The 26883-nt window shown below is 60.3% G+C and carries 31 protein-coding genes and 1 tRNA gene; 18 read left to right on the top strand and 14 right to left on the bottom strand.

Translation table 11 applies throughout. The features are described 5' to 3' along the window. Positions 1 to 2: 2 nt before the first annotated feature. The 6 genes from KYK83_RS07905 (at position 3) to KYK83_RS07880 (ending at position 5023) form a co-directional block, all read left to right on the top strand. Positions 3 to 1070, top strand: a complete 1068-nt coding sequence (locus tag KYK83_RS07905) for a mechanosensitive ion channel family protein (protein ID WP_196847906.1) — start codon at positions 3 to 5, stop codon at positions 1068 to 1070. A gap of 97 nt (positions 1071 to 1167) precedes the next feature. Continuing rightward, positions 1168 to 1926, top strand: coding sequence for a uroporphyrinogen-III C-methyltransferase (gene cobA / locus KYK83_RS07900; protein WP_222827829.1), 759 nt, complete (start codon positions 1168 to 1170; stop codon positions 1924 to 1926). Next, positions 1923 to 2219, top strand: a complete 297-nt coding sequence (locus KYK83_RS07895; protein ID WP_103024254.1) for a DUF2849 domain-containing protein — start codon at positions 1923 to 1925, stop codon at positions 2217 to 2219. The genes cobA and KYK83_RS07895 overlap by 4 nt, the downstream gene beginning before the upstream one ends. After that, the gene (locus KYK83_RS07890; RefSeq protein WP_222827828.1) at positions 2219 to 3853 is read left to right on the top strand and encodes a nitrite/sulfite reductase; all 1635 of its coding nucleotides are present in this window, start codon (positions 2219 to 2221) and stop codon (positions 3851 to 3853) included. Before KYK83_RS07895 ends, KYK83_RS07890 begins: the two co-directional genes overlap by 1 nt. After that, positions 3846 to 4271: a DUF934 domain-containing protein gene (locus KYK83_RS07885; protein WP_222827827.1), complete on the top strand. Its 426-nt coding sequence runs from the start codon at positions 3846 to 3848 to the stop codon at positions 4269 to 4271. The genes KYK83_RS07890 and KYK83_RS07885 overlap by 8 nt, the downstream gene beginning before the upstream one ends. Next, positions 4268 to 5023 carry a phosphoadenylyl-sulfate reductase gene (locus KYK83_RS07880; protein WP_222827826.1) on the top strand — a complete coding sequence of 252 codons (756 nt, stop codon included), beginning with the start codon at positions 4268 to 4270 and terminating at the stop codon, positions 5021 to 5023. Before KYK83_RS07885 ends, KYK83_RS07880 begins: the two co-directional genes overlap by 4 nt. A gap of 57 nt (positions 5024 to 5080) precedes the next feature. On the opposite strand, the gene KYK83_RS07875 is transcribed toward KYK83_RS07880, so the two are convergent. Further along, on the bottom strand, positions 5081 to 5500 hold the full coding sequence (locus tag KYK83_RS07875) for a hypothetical protein (RefSeq protein WP_222827825.1): 420 nt from the start codon (positions 5498 to 5500) through the stop codon (positions 5081 to 5083). Positions 5501 to 5737: 237 nt separating this feature from the next. On the opposite strand from KYK83_RS07875, the gene KYK83_RS07870 reads away from it, so the two are divergent. Genes KYK83_RS07870 through KYK83_RS07860 form a run of 3 tightly spaced genes read left to right on the top strand, consistent with a single transcriptional unit; the run spans position 5738 to position 7290 of the window. Then, positions 5738 to 6511: a CPBP family intramembrane glutamic endopeptidase gene (locus KYK83_RS07870; RefSeq protein ID WP_222827824.1), complete on the top strand. Its 774-nt coding sequence runs from the start codon at positions 5738 to 5740 to the stop codon at positions 6509 to 6511. A gap of 15 nt (positions 6512 to 6526) precedes the next feature. Continuing rightward, on the top strand, positions 6527 to 6976 hold the full coding sequence (locus tag KYK83_RS07865) for a hypothetical protein (protein ID WP_103024260.1): 450 nt from the start codon (positions 6527 to 6529) through the stop codon (positions 6974 to 6976). Continuing rightward, positions 6973 to 7290 (top strand): transcriptional regulator, encoded by a 318-nt coding sequence (locus KYK83_RS07860; RefSeq protein WP_222827823.1) that lies wholly within the window; start codon positions 6973 to 6975, stop codon positions 7288 to 7290. The genes KYK83_RS07865 and KYK83_RS07860 overlap by 4 nt, the downstream gene beginning before the upstream one ends. A 303-nt stretch (positions 7291 to 7593) precedes the next feature. Here KYK83_RS07860 and KYK83_RS07855 read toward each other — a convergent pair whose 3' ends face one another. Further along, a complete protein-coding gene (locus KYK83_RS07855) occupies positions 7594 to 8031 on the bottom strand; it encodes a hypothetical protein (RefSeq protein WP_222827822.1) in 438 nt (145 codons plus the stop codon). 638 nt (positions 8032 to 8669) lie between these two features. Between KYK83_RS07855 and KYK83_RS07850 the strand changes: the two genes are divergently transcribed. From KYK83_RS07850 to KYK83_RS07840, 3 genes are all read left to right on the top strand, one after another. Then, the gene (locus KYK83_RS07850) at positions 8670 to 9029 is read left to right on the top strand and encodes a hypothetical protein (protein ID WP_222827821.1); all 360 of its coding nucleotides are present in this window, start codon (positions 8670 to 8672) and stop codon (positions 9027 to 9029) included. Between the two features lie 652 nt (positions 9030 to 9681). Further along, positions 9682 to 10125: a DUF7832 domain-containing protein gene (locus tag KYK83_RS07845; RefSeq protein WP_222827820.1), complete on the top strand. Its 444-nt coding sequence runs from the start codon at positions 9682 to 9684 to the stop codon at positions 10123 to 10125. A gap of 302 nt (positions 10126 to 10427) precedes the next feature. Continuing rightward, complete coding sequence (locus tag KYK83_RS07840) at positions 10428 to 10853, top strand: anthrone oxygenase family protein (protein WP_222827819.1); 426 nt, start codon at positions 10428 to 10430, stop codon at positions 10851 to 10853. 192 nt (positions 10854 to 11045) lie between these two features. Here KYK83_RS07840 and KYK83_RS07835 read toward each other — a convergent pair. The 5 genes from KYK83_RS07835 to KYK83_RS07815 form a co-directional block, all read right to left on the bottom strand. Continuing rightward, a tRNA-Thr gene (locus KYK83_RS07835) sits at positions 11046 to 11121 on the bottom strand. A 123-nt stretch (positions 11122 to 11244) separates the two neighbouring features. Beyond that, the gene (locus KYK83_RS07830; RefSeq protein ID WP_222827818.1) at positions 11245 to 12156 is read right to left on the bottom strand and encodes an NAD-dependent epimerase/dehydratase family protein; all 912 of its coding nucleotides are present in this window, start codon (positions 12154 to 12156) and stop codon (positions 11245 to 11247) included. Beyond that, positions 12153 to 13271 (bottom strand): glutamate 5-kinase, encoded by a 1119-nt coding sequence (gene proB, locus KYK83_RS07825; protein ID WP_222827817.1) that lies wholly within the window; start codon positions 13269 to 13271, stop codon positions 12153 to 12155. The genes KYK83_RS07830 and proB overlap by 4 nt, the downstream gene beginning before the upstream one ends. Positions 13272 to 13346: 75 nt before the next feature. Then, positions 13347 to 14402: a GTPase ObgE gene (gene obgE / locus KYK83_RS07820; protein WP_103024267.1), complete on the bottom strand. Its 1056-nt coding sequence runs from the start codon at positions 14400 to 14402 to the stop codon at positions 13347 to 13349. A gap of 57 nt (positions 14403 to 14459) precedes the next feature. Continuing rightward, positions 14460 to 15728: an acetyl-CoA C-acetyltransferase gene (locus KYK83_RS07815; protein WP_222827816.1), complete on the bottom strand. Its 1269-nt coding sequence runs from the start codon at positions 15726 to 15728 to the stop codon at positions 14460 to 14462. Positions 15729 to 15843: 115 nt separating this feature from the next. On the opposite strand from KYK83_RS07815, the gene KYK83_RS07810 reads away from it, so the two are divergent. The 6 genes from KYK83_RS07810 (at position 15844) to KYK83_RS07785 (ending at position 20443) form a co-directional block, all read left to right on the top strand. After that, positions 15844 to 16605: a crotonase/enoyl-CoA hydratase family protein gene (locus tag KYK83_RS07810; RefSeq protein WP_222827815.1), complete on the top strand. Its 762-nt coding sequence runs from the start codon at positions 15844 to 15846 to the stop codon at positions 16603 to 16605. A 44-nt stretch (positions 16606 to 16649) separates the two neighbouring features. Further along, the gene (locus tag KYK83_RS07805) at positions 16650 to 17813 is read left to right on the top strand and encodes an acyl-CoA dehydrogenase family protein (protein WP_103024270.1); all 1164 of its coding nucleotides are present in this window, start codon (positions 16650 to 16652) and stop codon (positions 17811 to 17813) included. 212 nt (positions 17814 to 18025) lie between these two features. Then, positions 18026 to 18460 (top strand): DUF983 domain-containing protein, encoded by a 435-nt coding sequence (locus KYK83_RS07800; RefSeq protein ID WP_222827814.1) that lies wholly within the window; start codon positions 18026 to 18028, stop codon positions 18458 to 18460. A 135-nt stretch (positions 18461 to 18595) separates the two neighbouring features. Then, entirely contained in the window at positions 18596 to 19282 is a 687-nt protein-coding gene (gene gntA, locus KYK83_RS07795) for a guanitoxin biosynthesis heme-dependent pre-guanitoxin N-hydroxylase GntA (RefSeq protein WP_222827813.1), read from the top strand. Further along, positions 19279 to 19884: a DUF1989 domain-containing protein gene (locus KYK83_RS07790; protein ID WP_222827812.1), complete on the top strand. Its 606-nt coding sequence runs from the start codon at positions 19279 to 19281 to the stop codon at positions 19882 to 19884. Before gntA ends, KYK83_RS07790 begins: the two co-directional genes overlap by 4 nt. A gap of 4 nt (positions 19885 to 19888) precedes the next feature. Beyond that, positions 19889 to 20443, top strand: coding sequence for a DUF421 domain-containing protein (locus tag KYK83_RS07785; RefSeq protein ID WP_222827811.1), 555 nt, complete (start codon positions 19889 to 19891; stop codon positions 20441 to 20443). Positions 20444 to 20483: 40 nt separating this feature from the next. Here the strand turns inward: KYK83_RS07785 and KYK83_RS07780 are convergent, their stop codons facing one another. From KYK83_RS07780 to KYK83_RS07750, 7 genes are all read right to left on the bottom strand, one after another. After that, positions 20484 to 21494: a fumarylacetoacetate hydrolase family protein gene (locus KYK83_RS07780; protein ID WP_222827810.1), complete on the bottom strand. Its 1011-nt coding sequence runs from the start codon at positions 21492 to 21494 to the stop codon at positions 20484 to 20486. A gap of 21 nt (positions 21495 to 21515) precedes the next feature. Next, on the bottom strand, positions 21516 to 22157 hold the full coding sequence (maiA, locus tag KYK83_RS07775; protein ID WP_222827984.1) for a maleylacetoacetate isomerase: 642 nt from the start codon (positions 22155 to 22157) through the stop codon (positions 21516 to 21518). Continuing rightward, positions 22157 to 23332 (bottom strand): acyl-CoA dehydrogenase, encoded by a 1176-nt coding sequence (locus tag KYK83_RS07770; protein ID WP_222827983.1) that lies wholly within the window; start codon positions 23330 to 23332, stop codon positions 22157 to 22159. The genes maiA and KYK83_RS07770 overlap by 1 nt, the downstream gene beginning before the upstream one ends. A gap of 166 nt (positions 23333 to 23498) precedes the next feature. Then, complete coding sequence (locus KYK83_RS07765) at positions 23499 to 23861, bottom strand: response regulator (protein WP_234036536.1); 363 nt, start codon at positions 23859 to 23861, stop codon at positions 23499 to 23501. 63 nt (positions 23862 to 23924) lie between these two features. Beyond that, a complete protein-coding gene (locus tag KYK83_RS07760; RefSeq protein ID WP_222827809.1) occupies positions 23925 to 24410 on the bottom strand; it encodes a hypothetical protein in 486 nt (161 codons plus the stop codon). Between the two features lie 110 nt (positions 24411 to 24520). Further along, complete coding sequence (locus KYK83_RS07755; RefSeq protein WP_346729437.1) at positions 24521 to 25282, bottom strand: OmpA family protein; 762 nt, start codon at positions 25280 to 25282, stop codon at positions 24521 to 24523. Positions 25283 to 25303: 21 nt separating this feature from the next. After that, on the bottom strand, positions 25304 to 26788 hold the full coding sequence (locus KYK83_RS07750) for a vWA domain-containing protein (RefSeq protein WP_248284335.1): 1485 nt from the start codon (positions 26786 to 26788) through the stop codon (positions 25304 to 25306). Between the last annotated feature and the right edge of the window lie 95 nt (positions 26789 to 26883).

The raw sequence follows: 26883 nt of genomic DNA, 5'->3' as shown, positions 1-26883 counted from the left end.
ACGTGCAGGGCGAAACCCCACCTAGCGATGGTGCGACACCCACCACGGCTCCCGTCGAACAGGCGTGGAGCCTTGCCGAGCCTGCTCAGGAGCAGGGCGGGCTGGACGCGGCCGACGGCGCGAGGGAAGCGCTGAGCTCGCGAAGCGAAACCGTGGAGTCTGTGGTCGATACGCTCGATGCCGTGGCCTTGTCGTTCGGAGAATTCAGAGTTTCTCTGTTCGATGTGCTGATGGTGAGCTCCGTCATCATCGGCGTTCTTGTATTTGCCTGGTTCGTCAGCAGGATGGCTCGACGCCTCGTCAGGCGGATGACGAGGCTGGACAATGCCCAGCAGTTGCTGGTCGAAAAGGTCGCCACGATCATTGTGTGGGCCATCGCCTTCTTCCTCGCGATCGATCTGCTCGGGATCGACCTGACCGCCCTGGCGGTGTTTTCCGGCGCTTTTGGCCTTGCGATCGGTTTCGGTCTGCAAAAAACCTTCGGCAATCTGATCGCGGGTATTATCCTGCTGATGGATCGATCCATCAAGCCGGGCGATGTGATCGCCGTGACGGACATGGCGGGCAACGAAAGCTTCGGTCAGATCCGCAAGATCGGAATCCGGGCCGTGTCGGTAACGACGCGCGACCAGCGCGAATACCTCATTCCGAACGAAAACCTGATGATCAATCAGGTCGAAAACTGGTCTTACTCGTCAAAGAATGTCCGTATGCAGGTGCCGGTTGGCGTCAGCTATGAAGCCGATATGAATCTTGCCGAAAAGCTGATGCTCGAAGCAGCGAAGAGCTGTGAACGGGTACTCAGCGCGCCGCCGCCCACAGTCTGGATGAAGGAATATGGCGACAGCTCGGTCAACTTCGTCATTCATTGCTGGATACAGGACCCGGAAGAAGGCGTCGGAAATGTGCGCAGTGTTGTGCTCAAGAAGCTGTGGTGGCTCTTCAAGGAACACGACATCGAAATCCCGTTCCCGCAGCGCGATTTGCATATCCGCTCCAGTGCCGATTTCGATCGTCTTATCGAAGTAATGGGGCAAGGCGCGATCGCGCCCACTCCGGCAAAAGAATAGATTGCCCCACGCACAGCGTCGGTTTCAAAATCTACCCTTCCTTGCCGCACACGCATTCTGATTGGCGCGAAAGGGCCCCGGTCCGCATCTTGCCACGATGGCTGATACCGGAACCATTTACCTTGTCGGCGCAGGGCCGGGCGACCCCGACCTGCTGACAATCCGCGCCGCGCGGTTGATCGAACGCGCCAGGATCATCGTGCACGACGGGCTCGTCGATCCGGCGATCATGGCGCTTGCGCGTGATGACGCGGAACTCATCTCGGTTGCGAAGCGCCGGTCTCATCATACTCTTCCTCAGGAAGCGATCAGCGACCTTCTGGTCCGCATTGCGCGCTCCGGCGAGGACGTCGTGCGCCTGAAGGGGGGCGATCCCTTCATTTTCGGGCGCGGTGGCGAAGAGGCAGAGGTTGCCCGTGCGGCAGGTGTCCCGGTCGAAGTTGTGCCCGGTATCAGCGCTGCAAATGGCGCAGCCGCCGCATCGCAGATCGCGCTGACGCATCGCGACGCGTCGAGCATCGTCAGCTTCGTTGCGGGTCAGTGCAAAGGCCTGAAGGATCAGGACTGGGCGGGGCTGGCCGGTAGAGGCCGCACGCTAGTGATCTACATGGGCGTCAAAACTGCGCCCATGATCGCAGAAAAGCTGATGGAGGACGGCCTTGCTCCTGACATGCCCTTGGCCATCATCGAAAACGGTACTCGCCCGGAAATGCGCGTGTTACGCGGTCTGCTAGCCGGCTTGCCCGATTTGGTCGAGAACGAGAATGTCGTAAGCCCGGCCCTTATCGTGATCGGGGAAGTGACTGCACGCGACGACGTTGCGCTCGCGCTGGCAGCACAGGAGGCTGCGCGATGAGGCTCCTGACAGGAAACGACCTCAAGACGGGAGCGGTAACCTGGTGGACCGGTAAAGACTGGTCGATCCATATCGAAGAAGCCGTAGACGTGTCCGGCAACGAAGATGAGATCGCGCGCCGCGAAGAAGCCGCCCGCCGCGTGAATGTGCCTTACGCTGTCGATGCCGAAATGCACGATGGCTCGCCGCGACCGTCGCACATCAAGGAGCGCGTTCGCGCACTTGGACCGACGGTCCGTCCCGACCTGACTCTCAAGCCTGCCGATCCGGAAATCGGCAACTGGGTGATCTGATGTATAAATATGACCAATACGACCAGGCGATGGTCGATGCCCGCGTCGAGGAATTCCGCGATCAGGCCCGCCGACGTCTCGAAGGGAAGCTGACCGAAGATCAGTTCAAGCCGCTCAGGCTGATGAACGGGCTCTATCTTCAGCTCCACGCCTATATGCTGCGCGTCGCCATCCCTTACGGCACGCTCGACAGCCGGCAGATGCATGCGCTTGCCGACATCGCGGACAAGTACGATCGCGGCTACGGCCATTTCACGACGCGCCAGAACATCCAGTACAACTGGATCAGGCTGGAGGACGCGGCCGACATCCTGGCCGACCTTGCCAAGGTGGAGATGCATGCGATCCAGACCAGCGGCAATTGCATCCGCAACATCAGTTCAGACCATTTCGCAGGAGCGGCGGCGGACGAAGTTGTCGATCCGCGCCCCTATGCGGAGCTGCTGCGTCAGTGGTCCAGTTTCCACCCTGAATTCAGCTACTTGCCGCGTAAATTTAAAATTGCCGTCATCGCCAGCGAAAAAGATCGTGCGGCGATGCGGTTGCATGACATCGGCATCAACATCGTGAAGAACGATGCGGGCGAGCTGGGGGCGGCGTTCTATGTCGGCGGGGGCATGGGCCGTACGCCGATGATCGCGCCCTGCATCAATCCGTTCGTTCCGCTGGACCAGCTGGTGACATATTGTGAAGCCTGCTTAAGGGTTTACAACCGGTACGGGCGACGGGACAACAAGTACAAGGCCCGGATAAAGATCCTCGTTCACGAGCTCGGCGCGGAGGAATATACCCGCCAGGTCGAGGAGGAGTTCGCGCATCTGCTCGAGCAGGGCGTGGAACCGCCGCATGACGAACTCATGCGGATCATACGTATGTTCGAGGCGCCGAACACCGACCAAACGGCACCGAACGATATCGATCGTTCGGATCCCGATTTCGCGCTGTGGGTGGATCGCAACACCGTGGCGCACAAGGCCAGCGGATATGTGTCTGCCGTCATCAGCCTCAAGCCGGTGGGCGGGATCCCCGGCGATGCCACGGCAAAGCAGATGCACCTGATGGCCGATCTGGCGAAGGAATACAGTTTCGACGAACTGCGCGTGATGCACACGCAGAACATCGTCCTGCCGCATGTTCGCAAGGCCGATCTGCATGCTTTGTGGACCGCGCTGGACGAAGCGGGGCTGGGCAGCCCGAACCTCGATACGGTCGAGGACATCATCGCCTGCCCGGGGCTCGATTACTGCAGCCTTGCCAATGCCCGTTCGATCCCCATCGCGCAGAGGATATCGGAGCGCTTCGCCGAGACCGGCAAGACCGGTACGCTGGGCGAACTGAAGCTGAAGATTTCCGGCTGCATCAATGCCTGCGGGCATCACCACGCGGGCCACATCGGCATCCTCGGCGTCGATCGCAAGGGCGTGGAGAATTACCAGCTCCTGCTCGGCGGTAGCGAAGCCGAGGATGTGAGCCTGGCCAAGATCACCGGCCCCGGTTTCGACGAGAACGGCATCGTCAACGCGGTCGAGACGGTCACCACGGTTTACGAACGCGAGCGTCAGGATGGCGAGCGCTTCGTGGACACCTATCGCCGCATCGGCATGAACCCTTTCAAGGAGGCGCTTTATGGCTGATACGTTGCGCTATCGCGAAGACGAGCCCGTCGATCACCCGGCGGTCACCGTCGATGCTTTTCTCGACCAGTCCAATGCATCGGCAGTCCGGATCGAACCGGGCGACGATGCCCGCGAACTGGTGCCCCATCTCGAGCGGCTGGCGCTGGTCGAGGTGAACTTTCCCGCTTTCGGAGACGGGCGCGGCTATTCCTCCGCCCGCATCCTGCGCGAAGCGGGTTACGACGGCGAACTGCGTGCCGTGGGCGATGTCCTGGTGGATCAGCTCGCCTATATGCGCCGCTGCGGCTTCGACGCATTCGAGCCGGACCAGCAGCTGGACATGGACGACGTGGAAGCTGCATTCGATCGCTGGCCGGATGTCTATCAGAAGGCTGCGGACACGCGGACGCCGATCTGGGCGAAACGGCACTCATGAACGAACTGCGCGCCATCGACCGGCTCGACACGGGGCCCCGCTTTACCGAGCAGGACGCCATTCGCCTCAACCGCATGTTTCGCGGGACGGAGACGGAAGAATGGCTGCGCGCGGTAATCGAGGGGAGCCTCGCTGGCGATACGGCGGTGGTTTCCAGCTTCGGGGCCGAGAGCGCCGTGCTCCTGCACCTCATTTCGCAGATCGACCCGAATGTGCCCGTGCTGTTTCTGGAAACGGGCAAGCACTTCCCCGAGACGCTGGCCTATCGGGACGAACTGACCGACCGGCTCGGGTTCAGGCGCATCGATCTCTATCCCGAACTCGCCGACCTGAAGGCGCGTGACGAAAGCGGGCTCAGATGGTCGTACGACCCGGATGGCTGCTGCGAATTGCGCAAGGTCAGGCCGCTGGCCAAGGCGCTGGAAGAATACGATGCAAGCTTCACAGGTCGCAAGGCGTTCCAGTCGTCGACCCGCGCCAATCTGCCGCGTTTCGAAGTCGATACGTCCGATGCGCAGGGACGGCTGAAGATCAATCCGCTGATCGACTGGTCCGCCGACGACATCACCGCCTATTTCGAAAAGCACGATCTGCCACGCCACCCGCTGGTGGAGCGCGGCTTTCCCAGCATCGGCTGCATGCCGTGCACGCGACCGGTGGCCGAAGGCGAGGACGCCCGTGCGGGACGCTGGTCCGGCTGGGACAAGGTCGAATGCGGTATTCACCGGCCCGGCGAGGAACCGTTCCTGTAAGGCAGAAAGTGGCGCCGACACGCAATTCGGCGCCACTCGTCAGATCAGGCCTCGGCGTTACATCCGTTCGACGGTCGCCGTTTCCCCATCGGCATTGGTCGATGTCCAGACGCCATCGGCGCTGACCGCTTCCGTGTTGCATTTCTCTGCGCCCGTATCGCCTTCCTCGCGATATTGTTCGTCGACCGTCCAGCAATAGTCCTGGGGTGATTTCTGGACCCAGCGGCCGGTCTCGACCACGGTGCCATCCGCATCGGTCTGTATGTATGTGCCGTCGGGCTTGAGTTCTTCCGTGAAGACTTCGCCGCCTTCGGTAGTGACGCGGTAGGTTCCCGGCGCAGGCTGGCCGTCGGCGGCCATGACTTGCGCAGGTTGCGTTGCAGCAGGTTCGGGAGCTTGCGCGGCAGGTTCCTGTTCGGCAGGCTTTGAACAGCCGGCGAGCGCAGTCGCTGCGGCGAGCACAATCAGATATTTCATGTAATGATCCTCCGTTCGCGACCCGATGGCGAAGGCGGATGTTTCCGTTCACGAGTCGCGACCCGAGAGGGCCGGTATAGGCTTAAAGCCCGGCGTTGGGAAATATGGGCCCCGCTTTCGCAGCTGATCAAACCGCAGTAGAGAGCAACTGAATTTCCAAATTGGAAAGTTTTCACTTGCCGATTTGGAAAGTGACTGCCAGTGATTTTCCATATTGGAAAGTGAAGGAGTGCGAGGATGAGTGGTATGGCAGCTTTGGTGCTCGTCGCCGTATTGGCCGCACTGTCATGGATGTCTTGGCGCGATTCTCTCGACTACGCAGAATTCAAGCTGCTCACGGCGAGCATCGATCGTATTCGATTTTATCGTCGCTGGACCCTCATCCCCTTGGCCCTTTTCGGCATCGGCGGTTACGGCTTGTTGCTTTCGCTCGGCAGGATCGACGCTCTCTGGGATCTGCCCGCCGAATTCACGAAACTGATCGCACCGTTCGAAGTTGCTCGCCAATCGGAAAACTCCGCGTCCGACTCACTTCTGGGAATGGCAATCGGGATAGCGCTTGGCTTGACGGTTCCGGCAATTATCTGGCGCAACCGTTTGAAGAAGATGCGGCAGCCTGTGATTGGCGACATCGAAGCTCTCCTGCCCCGCAACCGCAAGGAAATTGCTGCCAGCGTCCCATTGGCACTTAATGCGGGCATCAGCGAAGAAATCTTCTACCGGGTGGCTCTTCCGATACTGGCGCTGGAGGCCACCGGTTCGGTTGTTGCGTCCATCCTGATTTCGATAGCGGCCTTCGGGCTGGCGCATTGGTATCAAGGGTGGAAAGGCGTGTTGGCAACAAGTGCGGTGGGTGCGTTTCTGTTCTGGCTTTACCTGTCGAGCGGATCGATTCTCAAGCCGATGGTGGTGCATGTTCTGATTGATTTGATGGGCCTAATCATTAGGCCCGCCGTTTCGCATTACTTGGCCAATCGCGATGGCGCGCCCGGTAGTAGCGTCAGCAGCTAAGGCGGAGCGGAAGGGATGAGCAGGATTAACGATTCAAAAGCAGCGCTGGCCGCGCTCGACGCAACGAACGACAGGCTGGCCAATCACATGACCTGGCCCCTGTGGAGGCACATGGCTGGCGGTATGCTCATGACCGTGATTATCGCTGCAGCAGCCCTTCCACCAGCATTTGCTGCCGCCGCTATGATCACGGCAATGGTTTTGGCGACCGTGATCGTTAGGGACGACAAAAAGCGTTATGGAATGTTCGTTAGTGGATATCAGCGCGGCCGGACCGGTTGGGTAGTGGCTGCCATCATCGTGCTGGCGCTGACGGCTCTCTTTGTTGTTCTTACGCAAGTTCGAAGCGGGGCCCGGGATCCGGTGTTTTGGGTTACGCTGGTGGTTATGTTTGCGGGTACCTCCATCCTCAGCCTGGTTTGGGAACGCGTTTATCGCAAAGATATCCGCGAGCGTCTTGTATGAGCGCGGTTCTGGACGATGTGCTCAATCCGCCAGTGCGCCTGCAAATCGCCGCAATCCTCGCGCGCGCCAACGAGGCTGAGTTCGCCATCATTCGCGACATAGTTGAAGTCAGCGACTCAGTTCTTTCCAAACATCTCTCGGCTCTGGCGGAAGCGGGGTATGTTTCGATTAAAAAAGTGCCAAGGGATGGCCGTCAACGGACCTGGGCCGCACTGACCGCCGAGGGGCGCCGTGCGTTTCGCCAGCATGCCAGAGCCTTGCAGGAAATGATATCAGCGGCCGATCGAAAGTTCAGCGACATTGCGACCACCTAGGTGCATGAAACAGCGTGTTACGTGTGTGGAAATGACGCGCCGTCAAGGGCGCACACTCGTCGCTCCGTCAAAATCTTTCGTCAAGTGCGGCGCATCCGTTCCTTCGACATTGTTATGGAGGGCGGGCGGAATATTCCTTTTCGCAGAATGTGGCCGCCGCGACTGAAGCTTGCGTTCCGCTAGCCACCCAACTTGCGAAGGTTCAGTTATTTAGGGCAGAGCCATAGCCGATTGCCAGCATTTCTCGATTTGCGGCTAAGAGCAGACATTTCGCTATCGGCCCCAAAGCGGACTTAGGGCCCATTAGAAAAAGCGGCTGTCTTGCTCGTAGATGGCATCCACGATTGAAAAAACCTGTGGCGCGAGAGGGGTGCCGATCACGTCGCTTCTTCCCAGCGTGGTTGCTGCCAAGGTTCCATCACCGATCGGCCTGCCTGCGGCGTCGATCACCATGAGGGATGGCGACCCATGCTCCTGATCTCGATGCAATAGCGACACGCCGCAACGTTCCTTGCTGGTTGTGCCATCGCCCCAGGGTCCAATCACCAAATCGAGATTAGCACCTTCATCATTCAGATGCCCAGCCGCCCAATGTATGAAATAGGCAGCAACCGTGGGGCCAGCTACTTCGTGAACAAAGCCCCAAACACTGCGGCTTTCGTTGCCACAACAATCGCATTTGCCACTGCTTTCGCCCGTGGCTTCGACCTCATAATTGCTGCTGGGATGCTCGTCTCTCACGTCTCAGAACATACGAGTGCTTTCGGCAGGAAACCACCCTCTTTCGTGACGCGCTGACCGACCTAGCGATCTGCCGGCAGCGGACCAGCCGGTAACGACCCCATTGCGGACACTCCAAATTGCCGTAGGTAATGGCGATAGCCATTGATGTCAGAGCCGCAGTGAGGTTTTCGTGGGCGTAGGACTGTTTTTGTTCGGGTCATGCGCCGCCGCCTTCGTGGCAAGTTTTCTTGCTCATGGATTTCTGACTTCAACACGCTGGAAGTTAGTGGCTGCCGTCGCCTTTTCCGTGCTTAGTCTCACTCGCAGCAGGTTCCGGATCAGTTCGCTTTACTGAGTTCGTCTTCGGTTTCAGCCTTGCAGGTTCTGCTCTTGGCGCTCTCGCGGTCGCTGGCCTTAGGTTGGTGAAAGCTCGGCTCGGATAATTAATTGGAATGTCCGCTTCCCACCCTCAATTCAGACCTTCCCGACTACATGCGGAGCGCCTGAAAGCCGACCGTCTGCTAATCGCACACGCACGATAAAAGCGGCCCGGCTGCTACCGACCCTATTGCGGACATTGTGAAGGGGCAGCCTTCCGTGCATCATGAGCTGCACTCAACTAGTCCGCGCGAGGGTAGGTTTTGAGGCGTCAAAGATTGATCTGGTTTGCTCTTGGAGCAGCTGTCACCGCACTTGCGGCTATCGTCGCTCGCTTACTCATCGTACCAGCTGAAGAAAAGCATCCCTACCTCGCCGTATCGGAGCGACCGTTCGAGCAAGGAGAGATCGAGAGAATCGAAGAGATCGCTTCAACTAGCGGGCGATTGCTTCGAGAATGCGGCGCGAAGGAGTTTTTCATGAAGCAATCGAATGGCGTCGACGGGGTGCCTTTCGCCCTCATAGAGATCGTGCCCCAAAACGACCTCGCTATTCATTGTATCTTCGAGCGGGCGCGTGATGAGGGCTACCCATTACATGTGCAGATGCTGACGAAACAACAAGCGCAAGTTTACTGAAATGTCCGCTAACCACCCCAATTGCAGACTTCTCGCGCGGTGTCGGAGCGCCTGAAAGCTGACTGTCCGATAATGGAGCAAGCGCGACAAGGGCGGTCGGCTGCTACCGCCCCCATTGCGGACGTTCACTGACGTGTTATCGAGTCAGCTATGAAGTCGGTCAGTTGCCTTTTGGCTCTTAGCCTTAGCGGCTGCATCGCCACGCCAATTCTAACTTATGCTTCTTGTGAATTAGAGGCGGGCTACCCTGTATTCGTCGGTAGCAAAGGATCGGATTGTCTGTTTCAGATTCAGGATATGATTGTTAACAGAAGACAACTTTCCGAATGGATGAGGGACCTTCCAGATAAGTCACGGCGGGTAGATTTAGTCGTGGCCAATGGTGCCGGATCATGTGCCAGTCGCGCAGATCGCACTGTGAGAAATGCCGGGTTCGTTGAGATTGCATTTCGCCGCAGAGGAGATGCGGATTATCCAAGCGGGATTCCACCAGCTTAATTTATTTGTCAGTTCCCCACCCCATTGCAGACCTTACCCGCAGTTGTTTCAGCGCTTCGAAGCCGACCATCCAATAATCTAGCGGCGCGACAAAAGTGGTCCGGCTGCTAACGACCCCATTACGGACATTGAGCCTAACTGGGATGGTTCGCAAATGAAGTATGATGACGCGTCATGGCACTACGGCGGTGACTTCCCCGGCGAGTTGCAGCCCGAAGCTGGTGCCACACACATCGCTATGTTCGTTGCGTGGGCCGTTCTCAACGGATTGGCTGGTAATTATCACACTGAGGGTGCTCCCGAAGACCTTGCGCTTCTTCAGTCGCGCGAGATTACGCCAACCCTTTGGTTCATTCATGCCTGTGACGAGAAGTTCACCACCGAAGACCTGAGCCGAGAGGGTAACTCGTTCGCGACGAGCTATTACGGGAGCGGAGAGGGGCTGCACAGCAGCGCTGGCTCTTACCTAGATGATTACTGCAAGGCGTTTCCAAGCGCTGAGTCGCTCTACCACGTAGATGACAGCTGGGCCTCGTTCGATGCGCTTTCCCCGAGAATCACCAGCCGCTTAGAGGCTTGGCGGAAACGCCTCGGCTAACGTCCGCTTGCCACCCCAAACGCAGACCTTCCCGGCCATTCGCACAGCGCTTGAAAGCCGACGGTTCGATGATCAGGCAAACGCGGTGAAAGCGGACCGGTTGTTAACGACGCCCTTGCAGATATTGGGCTTGAGCGGTCGTGATATTTTCTCCATTATACGACAGCCGAAAATAGAGTGGCAGGTTGGTAGCTCCTGCACCCACATCTGGGTTCTTCTCAGCCGCGGCGTTGACCCAACTTGTTTGGGGAGGCGCTGGCTGTTTTTTTTCGCGTCTCCCCGGCTCATGCCGAGGAACCCTGATGTCGCTTTTCTATATCATTGCACTGGTGTCCGCCGCCTTGTTTGCCGGTGCGGCAGCTTATATCAGTCTGGTCGAACACCCGGCCCGCCTGTTGCTGGAAGACAGGCCGCTACTCACACAGTGGCAATCAAGCTACGCGAAAGCGCTCCCGATACAGTCCGGCTTGGCTATTATCGGCGGTGTATGCGGATTGGCGGCTTGGTATTTATCGACCCAATGGTTGTGGATCGTTGGAAGCATCGCACTTCTTGGAAACTGGCCGTTTACCATCATAGCAATCATGCCGACGAACAAACGACTTCAGGCCGTTCATCCAGAACAGGCAGGCTCCGACACAAGGGCCCAGCTTGTGGCCTGGGGGCGCCTTCACGATATAAGAAGCCTGCTCGGGCTGGCCTCGACAGTGCTTTTCGCGATAGCCTAGATAGCGACGATGTAGCGGCAGATCCCCCACAGATATTCGCCGGATCAGTCGCCGACGACAAGTCAGCCGAGAATTTGGCCGAAACCTGCCAGTCCGAACCCTAAAAAGCGGCCAATAGTGATAGTAGAGAAATCACCGGAACCAGCCGTTGGGGGGCTGTCGCTGATGATGACGCCCCACAGGATGAGGGAATGGTGCCGGCTAGAGGAGTCGAACCCCTGACCTGATGATTACAAATCAACTGCTCTACCAACTGAGCTAAGCCGGCGACCGGAGAGCGCCTTTCAAGCAAAGGCTTCCAAAAGTCCAGCCCCATTGCGACACTTCAACCAGCTGTTTGCGAAGTATCGGCCACAGGTCGGCTCATACTGGCGCTGGGAATGCCTAGCGGTTAGAGCCAGCCCTGTTTTCGATACCACGCAGCGGTCGATGCGAGGCCTGCCTTGCCCGAGATGCGTGGCGACCAGACGGCTTCGGGCACCTTGCGGCTGGATCGGGCCACCCAATTGGGGTGGGTCATGTAGCCTACACGGTCGGCGGTGAGGCGGGCCTTGTCGCGGCGTATCAGGCGGTCGGCCCTGGCGGCGGTTTCGAGGACGGCGCGGGGCAGGTGCGGGGCGAAGACGCGGCGACCCACGGCGGCGCCGATCGCTTTTGCCAGTTCCTTGTGCGACCAGCCCCCTTCGCGCCCGTCGTCGGGCTCGAAAATCTGCCGCCGGACGAGGGCTGGCGGAGCGTCGACCAGCGTCAGCAGCAAGCGAGCGAGATCATCGACATGGATGATCGAACTGGCGCCCCCGGGTGGGAGCGGGACAAAGCCCATGCGCGCGCTGCGGAACATTTCGAAATAATCGACATCGCGCGGGCCATAGACGCCGGGCGGGCGGACGATCGTCCAGTCGAGGCCGCTGTTTTCGACCAGGCGCTCCGCTTTCGCCTTGGACGCACCATAGACCGATAGGTCGGGCTCGCGGGCGGAAAGGGAGGATACGAAAATAAAGCGGCGGACCTTTTTCTGTTTCGCCGCGGCGATCAGCCGTTCGGTTCCGGTGACGTTGGCTTCTTCGAAATCGGCGGGATCGGGCGTGGTGGTGAGGCCGGCAACGTGAATGACGGCATCGGTACGGTCGCACAGCCGCGCAAGAGCGGCGGGATTGGAGAGATCGCCTGCAATCCATTCAACGTGTTTGCGATCGGCCTGCGGGCGGCGGGTAAGTGCGCGAACAGGCTCTTCGACCTGCGCTGCGACATCGAGCACGGCCTGTCCGACAAAGCCGGTTGCCCCGGTAAGCGAAACGGTCATATTCGCACCATGTGATCGCGGTGAATGACGGCGGCGCGCGGGGCGTAGCCAAGCCTGTCGGCTTGCTGTTCTTCCCTGAGGCCCATGATCGTGCGGCATTCTGCCGACGTATATTCGATCAGCCCCTGGCCAAGGCGTTCGCCTTGCGGACCGTGAACCGCGACCAGATCGCCGCGTTCGAATTCGCCTTCTATGTCGATGATGCCTGCAGCCAGAACACTTGCCCCGTTTTCGAGGGCCATCATGCAGCCTCTATCGATGGAGACGACGCCAGAGGGGGCAAGACGACCGCCGAGCCAGGCCTTGCGCGCACTCGCATTCGATTGCGGCAGGAACATCGTCCCGGTGCCATTGTCGATGGCGCGGGCAAGGGGCGAGGGGTGGGTTCCGTTGACGATCGCCAGGGCGATGCCAGCCCGTTCTGCAATGCGTGCCGCCTGCAGTTTGGCGGTCATTCCGCCGGAGCCGAGGCCGGATGTCGATGCGCCCGTGGCCATGGCGATGATTTCCGGCGTCACACCTTCCACCTGTGGCAGGAGGGTGGCATCCGGTTCGCGGGGGTCGCGATCGAACAGGCCATCGACATCGGACAGCAGCACGACGGCATCGGCACCTGCTGCCTGGGCGACGCGGGCAGCGAGCCGGTCGTTATCGCCGAAACGGATTTCTTCCGTGGCGACGCTATCGTTTTCGTTGACGACGGGGATGGCCCCTGCGTCGAGCAGGCGGGCGAGGGTAGCCGAAGCGTTGAGATAGCGTCTGCGGTCTTCCAGATCGCCCAGCGTCACGAGCATCTGCGCCGCCGTGATCGTGTGCGCTTCCAGCGCATCGGACCACAGGCGGGCGAGTTCGACCTGACCGACAGAGGCGGATGCCTGCGCATCGGCGAGACTGCCGCGTCCACCCTTTGCCAGTCCGAGTTTCGCCGCGCCGAGGGCAATCGCGCCTGAGGAAACGACGATGACTTCGGTGTTCCGGCGAATATCCGCGATTTCGGCGGCCAGGGTCGCCAGCCACTGTGCGCGCGGCTTTCCATCCTGCACAAGCAGAGCCGAGCCGACCTTGATGACAAGGCGGCGCGCGTTGCGCAGGTCTGCGAGGGCGGCAATGGTCATCGTCGACCCACTAGGAAAACGCAGCGGCACGCGAAAGCCGGCTTCGCTTGGCGCGCCCGAAGCACGACTTCGCGCTCAGAGAGGCGACCATTCGGCCGTATCGTCTTCGTCTTCCACTTCTTCGGCGTGGGTTTCTGTCGACGTACGGTCGGGAAGATAGCCCAGCACGCCGTCGAGCAGTTCGGGAATCCCCGCGCCCGTAGCGCCGGAAATGGTGAAAACCTTGTCCGCGCCGGCGGCCAGCAGTTCTTCTGCAAAGCCCTGACCGAGTTCGTCATCTGCCAGATCGAGCTTGTTCAGCGCCACGAGCTGCGGCTTGTCCGCAAGACCGCCGCCATAAGCTTCGAGTTCGGCGTTGACCGTGCTGTAGGCTTCTGCCGGATCATCGCCCGAAATGTCGATCAGGTGGATAAGCACGCGGCAGCGTTCGATATGGCCAAGGAACCGGTCCCCGATGCCAGCGCCATCGGCGGCGCCTTCGATCAGGCCGGGAATGTCGGCCAGCACGAATTCGCGGTTCTTGTGGGTCACGACACCGAGCTTGGGGACCAAGGTGGTAAAGGCGTAGTGCCCGACCTTGGCCTTGGCGTTGGAAACCTGGTTGATGAAAGTGCTTTTGCCCGCATTGGGCAGGCCCAGAAGGCCGACATCGGCAAGCAGCTTCAGCCGCAGCCACACCCACATTTCCTCGCCCGGAATGCCGGGCTGGTGCTGGCGCGGGGCGCGATTGGTGCTGGTTTTGTAGCTGGCATTGCCGCGCCCGCCCATACCGCCTTCGAGAAAGACGACCCGCTGGCCCACTTCGGTGAAATCGGCCAGCACCTCTTCCTTGTCTTCCGACAGGACCTGCGTGCCGACCGGCACCTCGATAACCAGATCCGGCGCCCCAGCGCCGGTCCGGTCCTTGCCCTGGCCATGATTGCCGCGCTTGGCCTTGAAGTGCTGCGAATAGCGAAAGTCGATCAGCGTGTTGAGGCCCTGAACGGCCACGAATACGATGTCGCCGCCCTTGCCACCGTTACCGCCGTCGGGGCCGCCGTATTCGACGTATTTTTCGCGCCGGAAACTGACGGCACCGGGGCCGCCGCCGCCGGACTTGAGGTAGATTTTGGCTTGGTCGAGGAAATGCATGCGCGCCCTCTAGCCGCTTTCTTCGCCATAGGCGAGGGCGCGCATGTCAGGGCGGGATCAATCGACGAAATCGTCGACCCGTTCGACGATAATGGCGGGAGCCATGCCGCCGGCTGCACACATGGTCACGAGGCCATAGCGTTTGCCCTGGCGTTCCAATTCGTCGACCATCGTGCCGATGAGGATCGAACCGGTGGCACCGATCGGGTGACCGAGTGCGATGGAGCCGCCGTTCACATTGACCTTGTCCCAATCGAGATCGAGATCGCGAACGAATTTGGCTGCGACGACGGCAAAGGCTTCGTTGATTTCGTAAAGATCAATGTCGTCGGTCGTCAGGCCTGCCTTCGACAGGACCTTTTTCGCCGCCGGAACCGGGGCGTTGAGCATGAGCGTCGGATCGTCACCCATGTTGGCGGTGGCGGCGATGCGCGCGCGGGGCTTGAGCCCATGCTTTTGCGCATAATCCTTGCTTGCCACCAAGACGGCTGCCGCGCCATCGACAACACCCGAACTGTTGCCCGCGTGATGGAAGTGCTTGATATCGACGTCGGGATATTTGGCGTTGATCAGCCCAGAGAAAGTGGTGCCGGCTTTGTCGAGCGGGACATTGGCGATCTTGGTGAAAGCGGGTTCCAGTTCGCCAAGACCTTCCATGGTTGTCTGCGGCCGAGGGAACTCCTCCTTGTCGAGAACGACATTGCCATCGTCGTCGGTTACCGGGACGAGCGACTTGTCGAAACGCCCTTCCTCAATAGCCTTGGCGGCGCGCTGCTGGCTGCGATATCCGACCTCGTCCAGTTCTTCGCGGCTGAAGCCTTCCATGGTTGCGATAGCATCGCCGCAAACACCCTGATGGCTTTGCGGATGTGTCCGCATGAGACGTTCGTTATAGCTGCCCATCATCGGCGGCTTGAGGCCAGCGGCCATCTTGTCTTTGGACATCTGTGCCGTGAGGCTCATCATCTCGGTGCCGCCCGCAACGACGCAGTCTTCCATCCCGCTCATCACCTGTGCCGCAGCGAGCGCCACACTGGTGATCCCGCCGCCGCAAAACCGGTCGAGCGTGGTGCCGGAGGACGTCACGTCATATCCGGCGTCGAGCGCTGCCATGCGGCCCAGATCGCCCGCCTGCATGCCATCCTGCGTGCTGACCGACCAGATCACGTCATCGACCGTGGAGGTGTCGAGATCGTTGCGATCCTTGATGGCTTTGAGGCAGGTGGCTGCAAGGTGCTGCGGGTGCATGTGCGCCAGCGATCCCTTGCCCTGCTTACCGATCCCGCGCGGGGTCCGGACGGCATCGATGATGTAGGCTTCAGCCATAGCGTAAACTCCTCTCCACTTTTCGATTCTTGCGGCGAATGCCGGTTGACGTTTGCGTAAACGTGACGCAGCAAGGGCGCAAGACAAGTTTCGATTTGCAATGGGAGAGAGCGCGATGTCCGAGGAAGTCCTGACGAGCGAGGAGGACGGCATTCTGGTCGTCACCATCAACCGTCCCGAGGCAAAGAACGCCATGACCAAGGCTGCGGCGGAAGGCATAGCCGCGGCCATGGACCGGCTCGACAGCGACGATACCCTGCGCGTCGGTATCCTGACCGGAGCCGGCGGAACATTCTGTTCGGGCATGGATCTGAAGGGGTTCCTGCGCGGGGAATCGCCCAGTATCGAGGGACGCGGCTTCGGCGGCATCGTCCAGAAGCCACCGCAAAAACCGCTGATCGCTGCGGTGGAAGGATATGCTCTGGCAGGCGGGCTGGAACTGATGATCGCATGCGATCTGGTAGTGGCCAGTACGGGTGCCAAATTCGGCATCCCCGAAGTAAAACGTGGCCTGGTGGCTGCAGCGGGCGGGGTGATGATGCTGCCCGACCAGATCCCGGAACGGATCGCCATGGAATTGGCGCTGACCGGCGACTTCATCGATGCGGCCCGTGCGTATGAGCTTGGTCTGATCAACCGGATAACCGACGGCGAGGCACTTGCGGCGGCAAAGGAACTGGCCGCCAGCATCGTCGCCAACGGGCCGCTAGCCGTGCGTGTGTCCAAGCAGGTGATCAAGCAGTCGCGCGGCTGGCCCATGGATGAGCGCTATACGCGCCAGACCCAGCTTATTGCGCCCGTATTCGTATCGGAAGATGCGCGCGAAGGGGCTGCCGCCTTCGCCGAAAAACGCGCGCCTAACTGGAAGGGCAAATAAGACCCTTCAGCGCGCCATAACAATATCCGGAGAGGACCAGACAGATGCCCGCAATCAATGTACCCCAGCCCGAATTCATGGAGGACGAGGAAATCTCGATCTTCGCCGACGCGGTCGGCAAGTTCTATCAGCAGCATGCCCCTGAAAAACGTGTCCTCAAATGGCGCGAGGATGGACAGGTCGAACGCGAATTCTGGAACGAAGCGGGTCAGGCGGGACTGCTGGGTGTATCGGTGCCCGAAGAATACGGCGGCCATGGCGGGGACTTCCGGCACGAAATGGTCGTAATCGACCAGCAGGCGAAGCACGGAGTGGAGGGCTTTGCCGCATCGCTGCACAACACCGTGATCCTGCCCTATCTCGTGCGCCATGGCACCGAAGAGCAGAAAAAGAAGTATCTGCCAAAGCTGGTAAGCGGCGAACTGGTCAGCGCGATAGCCATGACCGAGCCCGGCGTAGGGTCCGATCTGCAGAGCGTCACGACGACTGCGCTGAAGGATGGGAACGGCTATCGCATCAACGGCGCGAAAACCTACATCTCCAATGGCCAGACCGCGGATTTCATCATCGTCGTCGCCAAGACCGATCCCAATGAACGGGCCAAGGGCATTTCGCTGATGCTGCTCGAGACCGAAGGCGCAGAGGGCTTCCAGCGCGGCAAGAAGCTTGACAAGATAGGACTCGACGCGTCCGACACGTCGGAACTGTTTTTCGACGATGTGTTCGTACCGGCGGAAAATGTGCTGGGCGGGGAAGAGGGCAAAGGCTTCTACCAGTTGATGGGCGAGCTCCCTCAGGAACGCCTTATCATTGCGATGGGTGCCATGACAGGCATCGAAAAGGCGCTGGAGACGACCCTGGACTTCGTCAAGAATCGCAAGGCTTTTGGCCAGACCATCTGGGATTTTCAGAACACGCAATTCGTCATGGCGGACCTCAAGGCCCGCGCGACCGCAGCGAAGATTTTCGTCAATGACTGCATCGCCAAGCACCTGAAGCGCGAGCTTGACGTGCCGACTGCGTGCATGGCCAAATACTGGGTCACGGAATTACAGGGCGAAGTGGTCGACAAATGCCTGCAGTTCCATGGCGGTGCCGGCTTCATAAACGATTATCCGATCGCTCGCATGTATCGGGATAGCCGTATCACGCGGATTTTCGGCGGGTCGAACGAGGTCATGAAGATGGTCATCGCCCGATCGATGTAGCAGCAGCGCGAACGGACGATCCGGCGAATTAGAGACACTGCCGGGGTTCTAAACCGGCGGCGTAAGAACTCGTTTGCGCGCTGACGTGCTCCTATCGCAACCTGCGTGCACATTAATTCGCTTGTTCGGCGACCTTGCAACACCGATCCTCAGCTATGGAGCGACCAAGCGTTTCTGCGCGCATCCATGCCTTTGGAATTTTGGAACCATCTATGGAACTTGACGACAGCGAAAAGACTGCCTGGATTTTCAAATCCGGATGGAAAGGACTGTGCCCACGATGCGGCAAGGGCAAAATGTTCAAGTCGTGGTTGAAAGTCAGCGACCGATGCGAAGTGTGCGGACTGGATTACCGGTTCGCGTCACCGGATGACGGCCCGGCCTTTTTCTCTCTGACGTTCGTGGCGTTCCCGCTGCTGTTCTTCATCGTCTGGTTACAGGTTTCGCTGGAACTTCCGCTGATCGTCCTGCTTGCGATCGCGATCCCGCTGATGGCCATTGGATGCGTTCTGCCGCTTCGCCCCATCAAGGGCTGGCTGGTCGCTTCGCAGTTCGTGAACAAGGCGCAGGAAGCTGGGACGGAAAAGCTCTGGCGCGACATGCATGCGCGGGAAGACGAGGTGAAGCAGCGCGATGAGAGAGATTGAGGTGAAACAGCGCGATGAGAGAGATTGAGGTGAAACAGCGCGAGGAGAGAGATTGACGTCGCGACGGGCCGGATGAAAAGCGATTGATATATATTTGGTGATGCAACGATCCGGCCGGTCAAACATTCGCCAATCATGCAAGTTGTCATCCCCGCCGACGCGCCGAGTGCGCATGCTCTTGAAACCCACATACGCGAAGCAGGCTTCCCCTGTGTCGGGGCCAAGTCGGCACTAGCCAAAGGCAATCTGAGCGTTGTTCATGCTCGCGATATCACCAGCGCCTGGAACGACCTCGAAATCCACCGCGCGTTGGTCGAATGGAGCGACCGGTATCGCGAGGAGCGTATCGAAAGCGGGCTGAGGAGTCTTGCGGTGGTGTTCGAAGGGCCTGAAGACTTGAGCGAGGAACGGTTCGAGCAGGCGCTATGGGACCGCATCCAGTCGCTCAGCGACAAAGACACCTGGCGCGACCAACCGCGCGATCCGCGTGTCAGTTCCGATCCGGACGATCCACACTTCTCGCTCAGTTTCGGGGGGGAAGCCTATTTCGTCGTGGGGCTACATCCGAGGGCATCACGCGTTGCGCGCCGGTTTGCCTTTCCGACACTGGTTTTCAACTTGCACGACCAGTTCGAAGCTCTGCGCGAACAGGGGCGTTACGAGAAGATGCGCAAAACGATCATCGATCGCGACATCGCGCTGGCCGGTTCGCCCAATCCGATGCTGGCACGCCACGGTGAAGCCAGCCCTGCTGCACAATATAGCGGGCGGGTGGTCGATGAGGATTGGGTCTGCCCATTCAGCGACACGAGGGCTGCATGAACCCCAACCGCATTGCCCCGCGTTCCGGGGTCGCCTTCCGATTGGAGGAGGGCGAAACCTTAACCGTCGTCGACCCGCAAGGCGGCCAGGTTTCCGACCTGCTTGCTTTCAATGCAGACGATGTGCGGGAAGTCATCTCGAATGGGCGCACTTTCGATTACGAGGAGACCATCTCCCTTGGGCAAGGTAATCGCCTATGGTCGAACCGGTCCAAACCCATGCTCGAAATTGTCGAGGACACGGTCGGGCGGCACGATTTTCTGCTGACGCCATGCAGCGAGGCGACCTTTCGCCATTTCTATGCCGACAAGCCGGTGCATCGCGGCTGCTTCGGCAATCTGGTCGAAGCGCTGGCGCCTTATGGTGTCGAAGCGGACATGATCCCGACCGCCTTCAACCTATTCATGAACGTGCCGGTCGACGGCGCGACCGGACGGCTGGCGGTGGAGCCGCCCGTTTCCAAATCGGGAGATCACATTTCCATGCGAGCCTTGTCCCCCTTGATCATCGGGCTGACGGCCTGTTCCGCTTACGATTCCTGTGGTGGAACCTTCAAGCCGATCGATTACGCAATCGATCGGCCCATCGCGGGAGCGACGTAAAGCCATGTTCGGTCTTTCCGAATATCCCGACGCCATCCTGCGAGGCGTAGCACTGGGGGTGATCGCGCTGATCTGGGTCATCGTGCTGGTACGCACGATCGGACTGCGCACATTCTCCAAGATGACGGCATTCGATTTCGTCGTCACGCTGGCGACCGGATCGCTCCTCGCTTCGGCAGCGACGGTTACCGACTGGACTGCGCTCGTACAGGCGCTCAGCGCTATAATGGCTTTACTGGTAGCGCAGCTTGTTCTGGCGCGGCTGCGGCGCGGATCACGCAGGTTTCAGCTCTTGCTGGAAAACGACCCGACCATGCTGATGTATGACGGTAAAATCCTGGAAGGGGCACTTGCCGAAACGCGCGTGTCCGAAAGCGATATTCTCAACAAGATCCGCAGCGCAGGGATATCAGACCTGGCGGACGTGCGGTCGATGGTGTTGGAGAGCACGGGCGACATTTCGATCATCTCCGGTACCGAAGAACCGACCGAAGAAGTGATGCAGGAAGTCGACTGCTGTCATGGTCCGCTGAAACGTCACGTCGCTCGCGGGAAATGATCGGGGAGCGGGGCCCATGTGACCCCGCTCTTATTCGTGTTCAGGCTTCGACGACCTTCTGTTCGATCGCGCCGAAGATGGAATGGCCGTCCTTGTCCTTCATCTCCACGCGCACGGTGTCGCCGGGTTCCATGAAGCGGGTCCTGGCCTCGCCGTCGGCGATCGTCTCGATCATGCGGATTTCGGCGATGCAGCTGTAGCCGAGGCCGCCTTCGGCCACCGGCTTGCCCGGGTCGCCGTCGGGGCCCTGGTTCGACACCGTGCCGGATCCGATTATCGTCCCGGCGCCCAGGTCGCGCGTCTTGGCGGCGTGGGCGACCAGTTCTGCCAGGCTGAACGTCGCATCGACACCCGCATTGGCGCGGCCGAAGGGCTGGCCGTTGTAATCGACCATCAGCGGCAGGTGGATGACGCTGCCCTGCCAGGCATCGCCCAGCTCGTCGGGCGTGACCGCGACGGGGCTGAACGCACTGGCGGGCTTGGACTGGAAGAAGCCGAAGCCCTTGGCCAGTTCGCCCGGGATCAATCCGCGCAAGGACACGTCGTTGACCAGCATGACCAGCTTGATGTGGCCGGCGGCGTCTTCTTTCGACACGCCCATCGGCACATCGTCGGTGACGACCGCGATCTCGCCTTCCATGTCGCAGCCCCAGCTGGTGTCCTTCAGCGGAATATCGGCGCGCGGGGGCAGGAAGGTGTCGCTGCCGCCCTGATACATCAGCGGATCGTGATAGAAGCTCTCGGGCACCTCGGCGCCGCGGGCCTTGCGCACCAGTTCGACGTGATTGATGTAGGCGCTGCCGTCGGCCCACTGGTAAGCACGCGGCAGCGGCGAATGCGCCTCGCGTTCATGGAACCGCTCGCACGGCACCGCCTCGTGTTCGACATCGGTATAGAGCGCTTCGAGCTTCGGGGCGACTTCGTCCCAGTTGTCGAGCGCGGCCTGCAGCGTGGGGGCGATGTTGTCGGCGGCGCAGTAGCGGGTGAGGTCTTTCGACACGACCACCAGCTTGCCGTCGCGGGTGCCGTCCTGGATCGTTGCGAGCTTCATGGATGGGGTTCCTCTCGGGGCTTACGTGTTCTCGGGATTGTCGGACTGGTTGTCCGGATGGGCGCGCTGAAATTCCGGCAGGGCCAGGCAGGCGCTTTCGATCCGGGTGATGTGCGGCATGTCCGAAAAATCGAATTCGAACCGCCTTGCGTTGTAGACCTGCGGCAGCAGGCAGACTTCGAAGAAGCCGGGGGCATCGAACAGGAAATCGCCCGTGCCGAGCTGCGCCAGGCGCGCCTCCAGCGGGGCGAGCGTGCGGGCGAGCCAGTGGCGATACCACACGCCGATCTCGTCCTGCGACTTGCCGTATTCGTCCTTCAGGTATTTCAGGACCGGAAGGTTGAGCGGTGCGTGCAGTTCGGTGGCAATGGCATAGGCCAGTTCGCGCGCGACATAGCGATCGTGCAGGTCGGACGGCAGCAGCGGACGATCGGCAAAGCCTTCGTCGAGCCATTCGATCTGCGCCATCGACTGGACATAGTGCTTGCCGTCGACTTCCAGCAGCGGGACCGAGCCGAAGGGGTTGCGTGCGGTGAACGCCGCGCCCTTCTGTTCGGACGCAAGCAGGTTCACCGGCACATATTCGTAATCCAGCCCCTTCAGTTCCAGCGCGATGCGCAGGCGGTAGCTGGTCGAGCTGCGGTAGTAGCCGTGTAGGCGGATCAAAACGCGGCGATCCCGGTAATGGCCCGTCCCAGGATCAGCGCATGAACATCATGCGTGCCTTCGTAGGTGTTGACCGTTTCCAGGTTCACCATGTGGCGGATGACCTGGTATTCTTCCGAAATACCGTTGCCGCCGTGCATGTCGCGCGACTTGCGGGCAATATCCAGCGCCTTGCCGACATTGTTGCGTTTCACGATGCTGATCATCTCGGGCGCGAACTTGCCTTCATCCATCAGGCGGCCGACCCGCAGCGAGGATTGCAGGCCCAGCGAAATCTCGGTCACCATGTCGGCGAGCTTGAGCTGGTAGAGCTGCTTGCTGGCGAGCGGGACGCCGAACTGGTGCCGGTCGAGCCCGTACTGGCGCGCGGCGTGGAGGCAGAATTCGGCGGCACCGATCGCGCCCCAGCTGATGCCGTAGCGGGCGCGGTTGAGACAGCCGAACGGACCCTTGAGGCCCTGCACGTCGGGCAGCAGCGCGTCTTCCCCTACCTCGACTTCGTCCATCACGATCATGCCGGTGGTCGATGCGCGCAGCGACAGCTTGCCTTCGATCTTGGGGGCGGACAGGCCCTTCATCCCCTTGTCCAGCACGAAGCCGCGAATGCCGCCGCCATGCGCCTCGCTCTTCGCCCAAACGACGAAGACGTCGGCAAAGGGGGCGTTGGAAATCCAGGTCTTCGAGCCCGACAGGACATAACCGCCGTCGACCTTCTTGGCTGTCGTCGTCATGCCGCCGGGATCGCTGCCCGCATCGGGTTCGGTCAGGCCGAAACAGCCGATCAGCTTGCCGCTGGCGAGGCCGGGCAGGTATTTCCTGCGCTGTTCTTCGGACCCGTAGGCATGGATCGGAAACATCACGAGGCTCGACTGGACCGAGGCCATCGAGCGGTATCCGGAATCCACGCGTTCGATCTCGCGCGCGATCAGGCCGTAAGCGACATAGCTGGCGCCGGCGCCCCCGTATTCCTCGGGCACGGTCGCGCCCAGCAGGCCTGCTTCGCCCATCATCGGGAACAGTTCGGGATCGTCGACTTCGTTGCTGAAATTCTCGATCACGCGCGGTTGCAGCTCGCCCTGCGCGAAAGCGTGGGCGGCGTCGCGGATCATCCGCTCTTCCTCGGTTAGCTGATCGTCGAGGTTGAAGGGATCGTCCCAAGCAAACGGCACCATTCCAGCCATGTAATCTCCTCTGTTATGCGCTTGCCAGTGGCAGGGTTGCATGGCGGGAGCAAGAGGTGTGGCCGATCAGCGGGATCGCATGCGCATCGAGCGTACGCGTCAACCCACCGACGCGACCGTCGCCCGGGGCGGGGCCCAGGGAAACGCAAAATGGCCGTTAGCCGTGATGTGTGGCGCGCTGGATCGAATCGATGACTTCGGCCGGAGGACAGGGCTTGGCTAGCGCCAGCGCGCTGGGGAACCGACGGACCACTTCTGCCGGGGTCATTTCACCCGAATGGAAGATCACCGGCACGTTCTCCGCGATCATCTGTTCGGCGAGGGGGTAGACGATGCCGTCTTCGAGCTGAACGTCCAGAATGGCGATGTCAGGCTTGTTCTTCTGGAAAGCCAGCATAGTGGAGGACAGATCTTCGAACGGGCCTTCGACGATATAACCGGCTTCTTCGACTGTGTGACACAGGTCACAGCCGATTATGAACTCGTCTTCGGCAACGAGCACGCGTAATCGCTGTCCCATCCTTGGTCTCCTCGTGTTCGACCCAAGTAAAGGAATACCACACCAATCGATTCGTTCCGAATTTCAGGAGAGCTTGCCAAAACGTTCGACGAACCCTGCTTCATCTCCGACAGATAGATATTTAGCCTGGTCTACCCAGTTGTCGCGGCGGATGCGGCCCTGGAAGCGGCCAAGATTGGCATCGATGCGATCGATCTCTGCATCATCCCATTGCGCGATTTGCGAAAGGGTGGTCACGCCCATGCCTTGCAGCGTCGCGGCCAGCTTTGGACCCAGACCCTTTATCCGGGTGAGGTCGTCGCCAGCCGATGGCGCCGGTGTCGACATCGTTGGGACACCTGCAGCAGGCTGCATCGGGGTTGCGGCAGGAGCGCTGTCGATCAACGCCTTGTTACGTTCTGCAGGCGCCGCACCTTCGTCCAGGACATCGCGGCTGGCGCCGGTCACACGCGTGCGGCGAGAAGCACCGAACACGTACCAGGCGATGACCAAGCCGACCAGCAGTGCGGCAACGATCAGGGGCCAATAGGTCTGGAGTAATTCGTTCATCGATCTATTCCTCGTCTTGGTCGTGATTGCCCCAGATGACCCAACCGATGCCGATCCCGGCACCGTAGGCGGCGATCATCAGGGCAGCGAGTTCGAACCACAGTGGCATGTCAGCGTGCTCCCGGAGTGTCGACCGGGGTGGGGCGGACGGGTTCTGTGCGAATAACGGAGAATTCGATGCGGCGATTGGCTGGGTCGCTGGGCGTCAGCCCTTCGACGGGCTGGCGCGAACCCACTCCGGTTGCCCGCAAGCCATCGCGGGGGATACCGCGGCGAACCAGTGCTTCGCGAACGACCTCGGCCCGTTCCACGCTGAGTGCCAGATTGACCTCATCGCTTCCTTGCTTGTCAGTGTGCCCGGTCACGGCGATGAGCGAGCCGAGACATGGTCGCAGCGCTTCGGCCACCTCGTCAATCAGGACCTGACTGGCAGGCAGAAGCGCGGTGCTGGCTTCTTCGAACCGTATTGATCTGCTGCGCAGCAACCCTTCGACGTCTTCCTGGCAGTGCAGCGGTTGATAGACTTGTTCGCGGCTTTCCGCCCTGCTGGAACCATCGCTCCATCTGACGCCGCCAACGCCGGGCACGGCGTATACGGCCTGTGCGACATCGGCGCGCGTGGAATCGTTGAGCGTTTCGCCCCCAGACAGGATGGGATGGCGCGTGGGAAGACCGCTTTCCGTCGCAAAGCGCGCAGTTACCTTCCCGCCACCTGCCTGTTCGATAGCGGCCGCCGATTTTGTTTCCAGACCTTCGATGAAGCCGGGTGCCATAGGTTCGGCCAGCAGATAGGCGCTGGCGCCGGTCAATACGGCTCCGGCAAGGATGACGAGGGATGGGCGGATCGGCATGGCATGGCTCTTAGCCATCATCCGCCCTTCCTGCCAAGGACGCTATTCCAGCCCGTCAGCCGTCCTTACCAACTGAACAAACTCCTGCCGCCAGAAATCGGTCTGTTCACCAGCAAGCGCGGCGATTTGCGGATAAGAAAAATCGGACAACATGGGATCGCCGCGCAGCTTCTGACCGAATGCCGCTACGGCAGCGGCAAATGCGAAATCACCACTTGGCGCGCGAGTAGTCTGTAAAGATGAGCTGGGCAGCGTGCTGGTGATTAGCGTGGACGTGTCGCCGTCGGGCTGTTTGTACCGCAACTTGATGAAGGCCGCTTCGGCGGCGAGTTGGCTGGCCTTTGCAGCTGGCTGGTCTTCGTATCGACGCGCCGGGATCCAACCCTTGCCGCCAACCGGAACCACCTCGTAAATCGCGGTGACCTGATGGCCGGCGCCGATGTCGCCCGCATCGATCGCATCGTTGTCGAAATCCTCTTCGCGCAGGATGCGGTTTTCGTAACCGATCAGGCGGTACTGGCTGACCACTGCCGGATTGAATTCGACCTGGATCTTCACGTCCTTGGCGATGGTAACGAGCGTGGCGCCCATTTCATCGCCCAAGACCTTGCGGGCTTCCAACGCGCTGTCGATATACGAGTAGTTGCCATTGCCGTTATTGGCGACCTGTTCCATCATCGCATCGTTCAGATTGCCGCGGCCGAAGCCGAGTACAGATAGTGTGACGCCGGTTTCGCGTTTTTTCTCGATCAGTTCGATCAGAGATTCCCTGTCCGAAGTGCCGACATTGAAATCACCATCAGTCGCCAGGATTACGCGGTTGACGCCGCCGTCGATCCGGTTCGCTTCGGCCACGCGATAGGCAAGTTCGATGCCCGCTCCGCCGGCCGTCGATCCGCCTGCTTCCAGCTGGTTGAGCGCGTCCTTGATCTTGCGTTCGTCATTCGTGGGTTCGAGAACGAGACCGGCGGCCCCTGCATAGACGACGATCGAGACGCGGTCCTTGTCGCTCAGCATGCCGGCAAGCTGACGCATGGCGGTCTTGACCAGCGGCAGCTTGTCGCGGCTGGACATGGACCCGGATACATCCAGCAGGAAGACGAGGTTTGCGGCCGGTCGTTCCTGTTCCGGCATCTCGTAGCCAGCCAGCCCGATCCGCAAGAGGCGCGAACTGCTGTTCCAAGGTGTTACAGCGACATCGGTATTGACGGTAAAGGGCTGCGCGATGCTGTCCGGGCGTTCATAATCATAGCGGAAGTAGTTGATGAATTCCTCGGTCCGAACCGCGCCTTTGGGCGGCAAACTACCTTCCGAGATAAAGCGACGCGCATTGGTGTAGGCGCCAGTATCCACATCGACCGAGAAGGTGGATACGGGCTGGTTGGCTACAACCTTGACCGATGACACCTCTTCACCGTCATACTTGTCCCGGCTGGGGGGCGTCGGAACGAATACCGGCGGAAAATAGCGGTAGTTAGCGTCTGCAATGGATGTTTCAGTCGTATCCGGAGCCGTTTCTTGCGCCATTCGAGAGCCGGAAACTATCATAGCCTGCGGCGCCATCAGCGATGGCGGAGGTGGCGGAGGCGGGGGTGGCGGCGGAGGAAGTTTGCCATCCGTAG

Origin of the sequence: Qipengyuania pacifica, assembly GCF_019857205.1 — a bacterium.
Taxonomy (GTDB): domain Bacteria; phylum Pseudomonadota; class Alphaproteobacteria; order Sphingomonadales; family Sphingomonadaceae; genus Qipengyuania; species Qipengyuania pacifica.
This window is presented reverse-complemented; position numbering and strand designations above follow the sequence as displayed.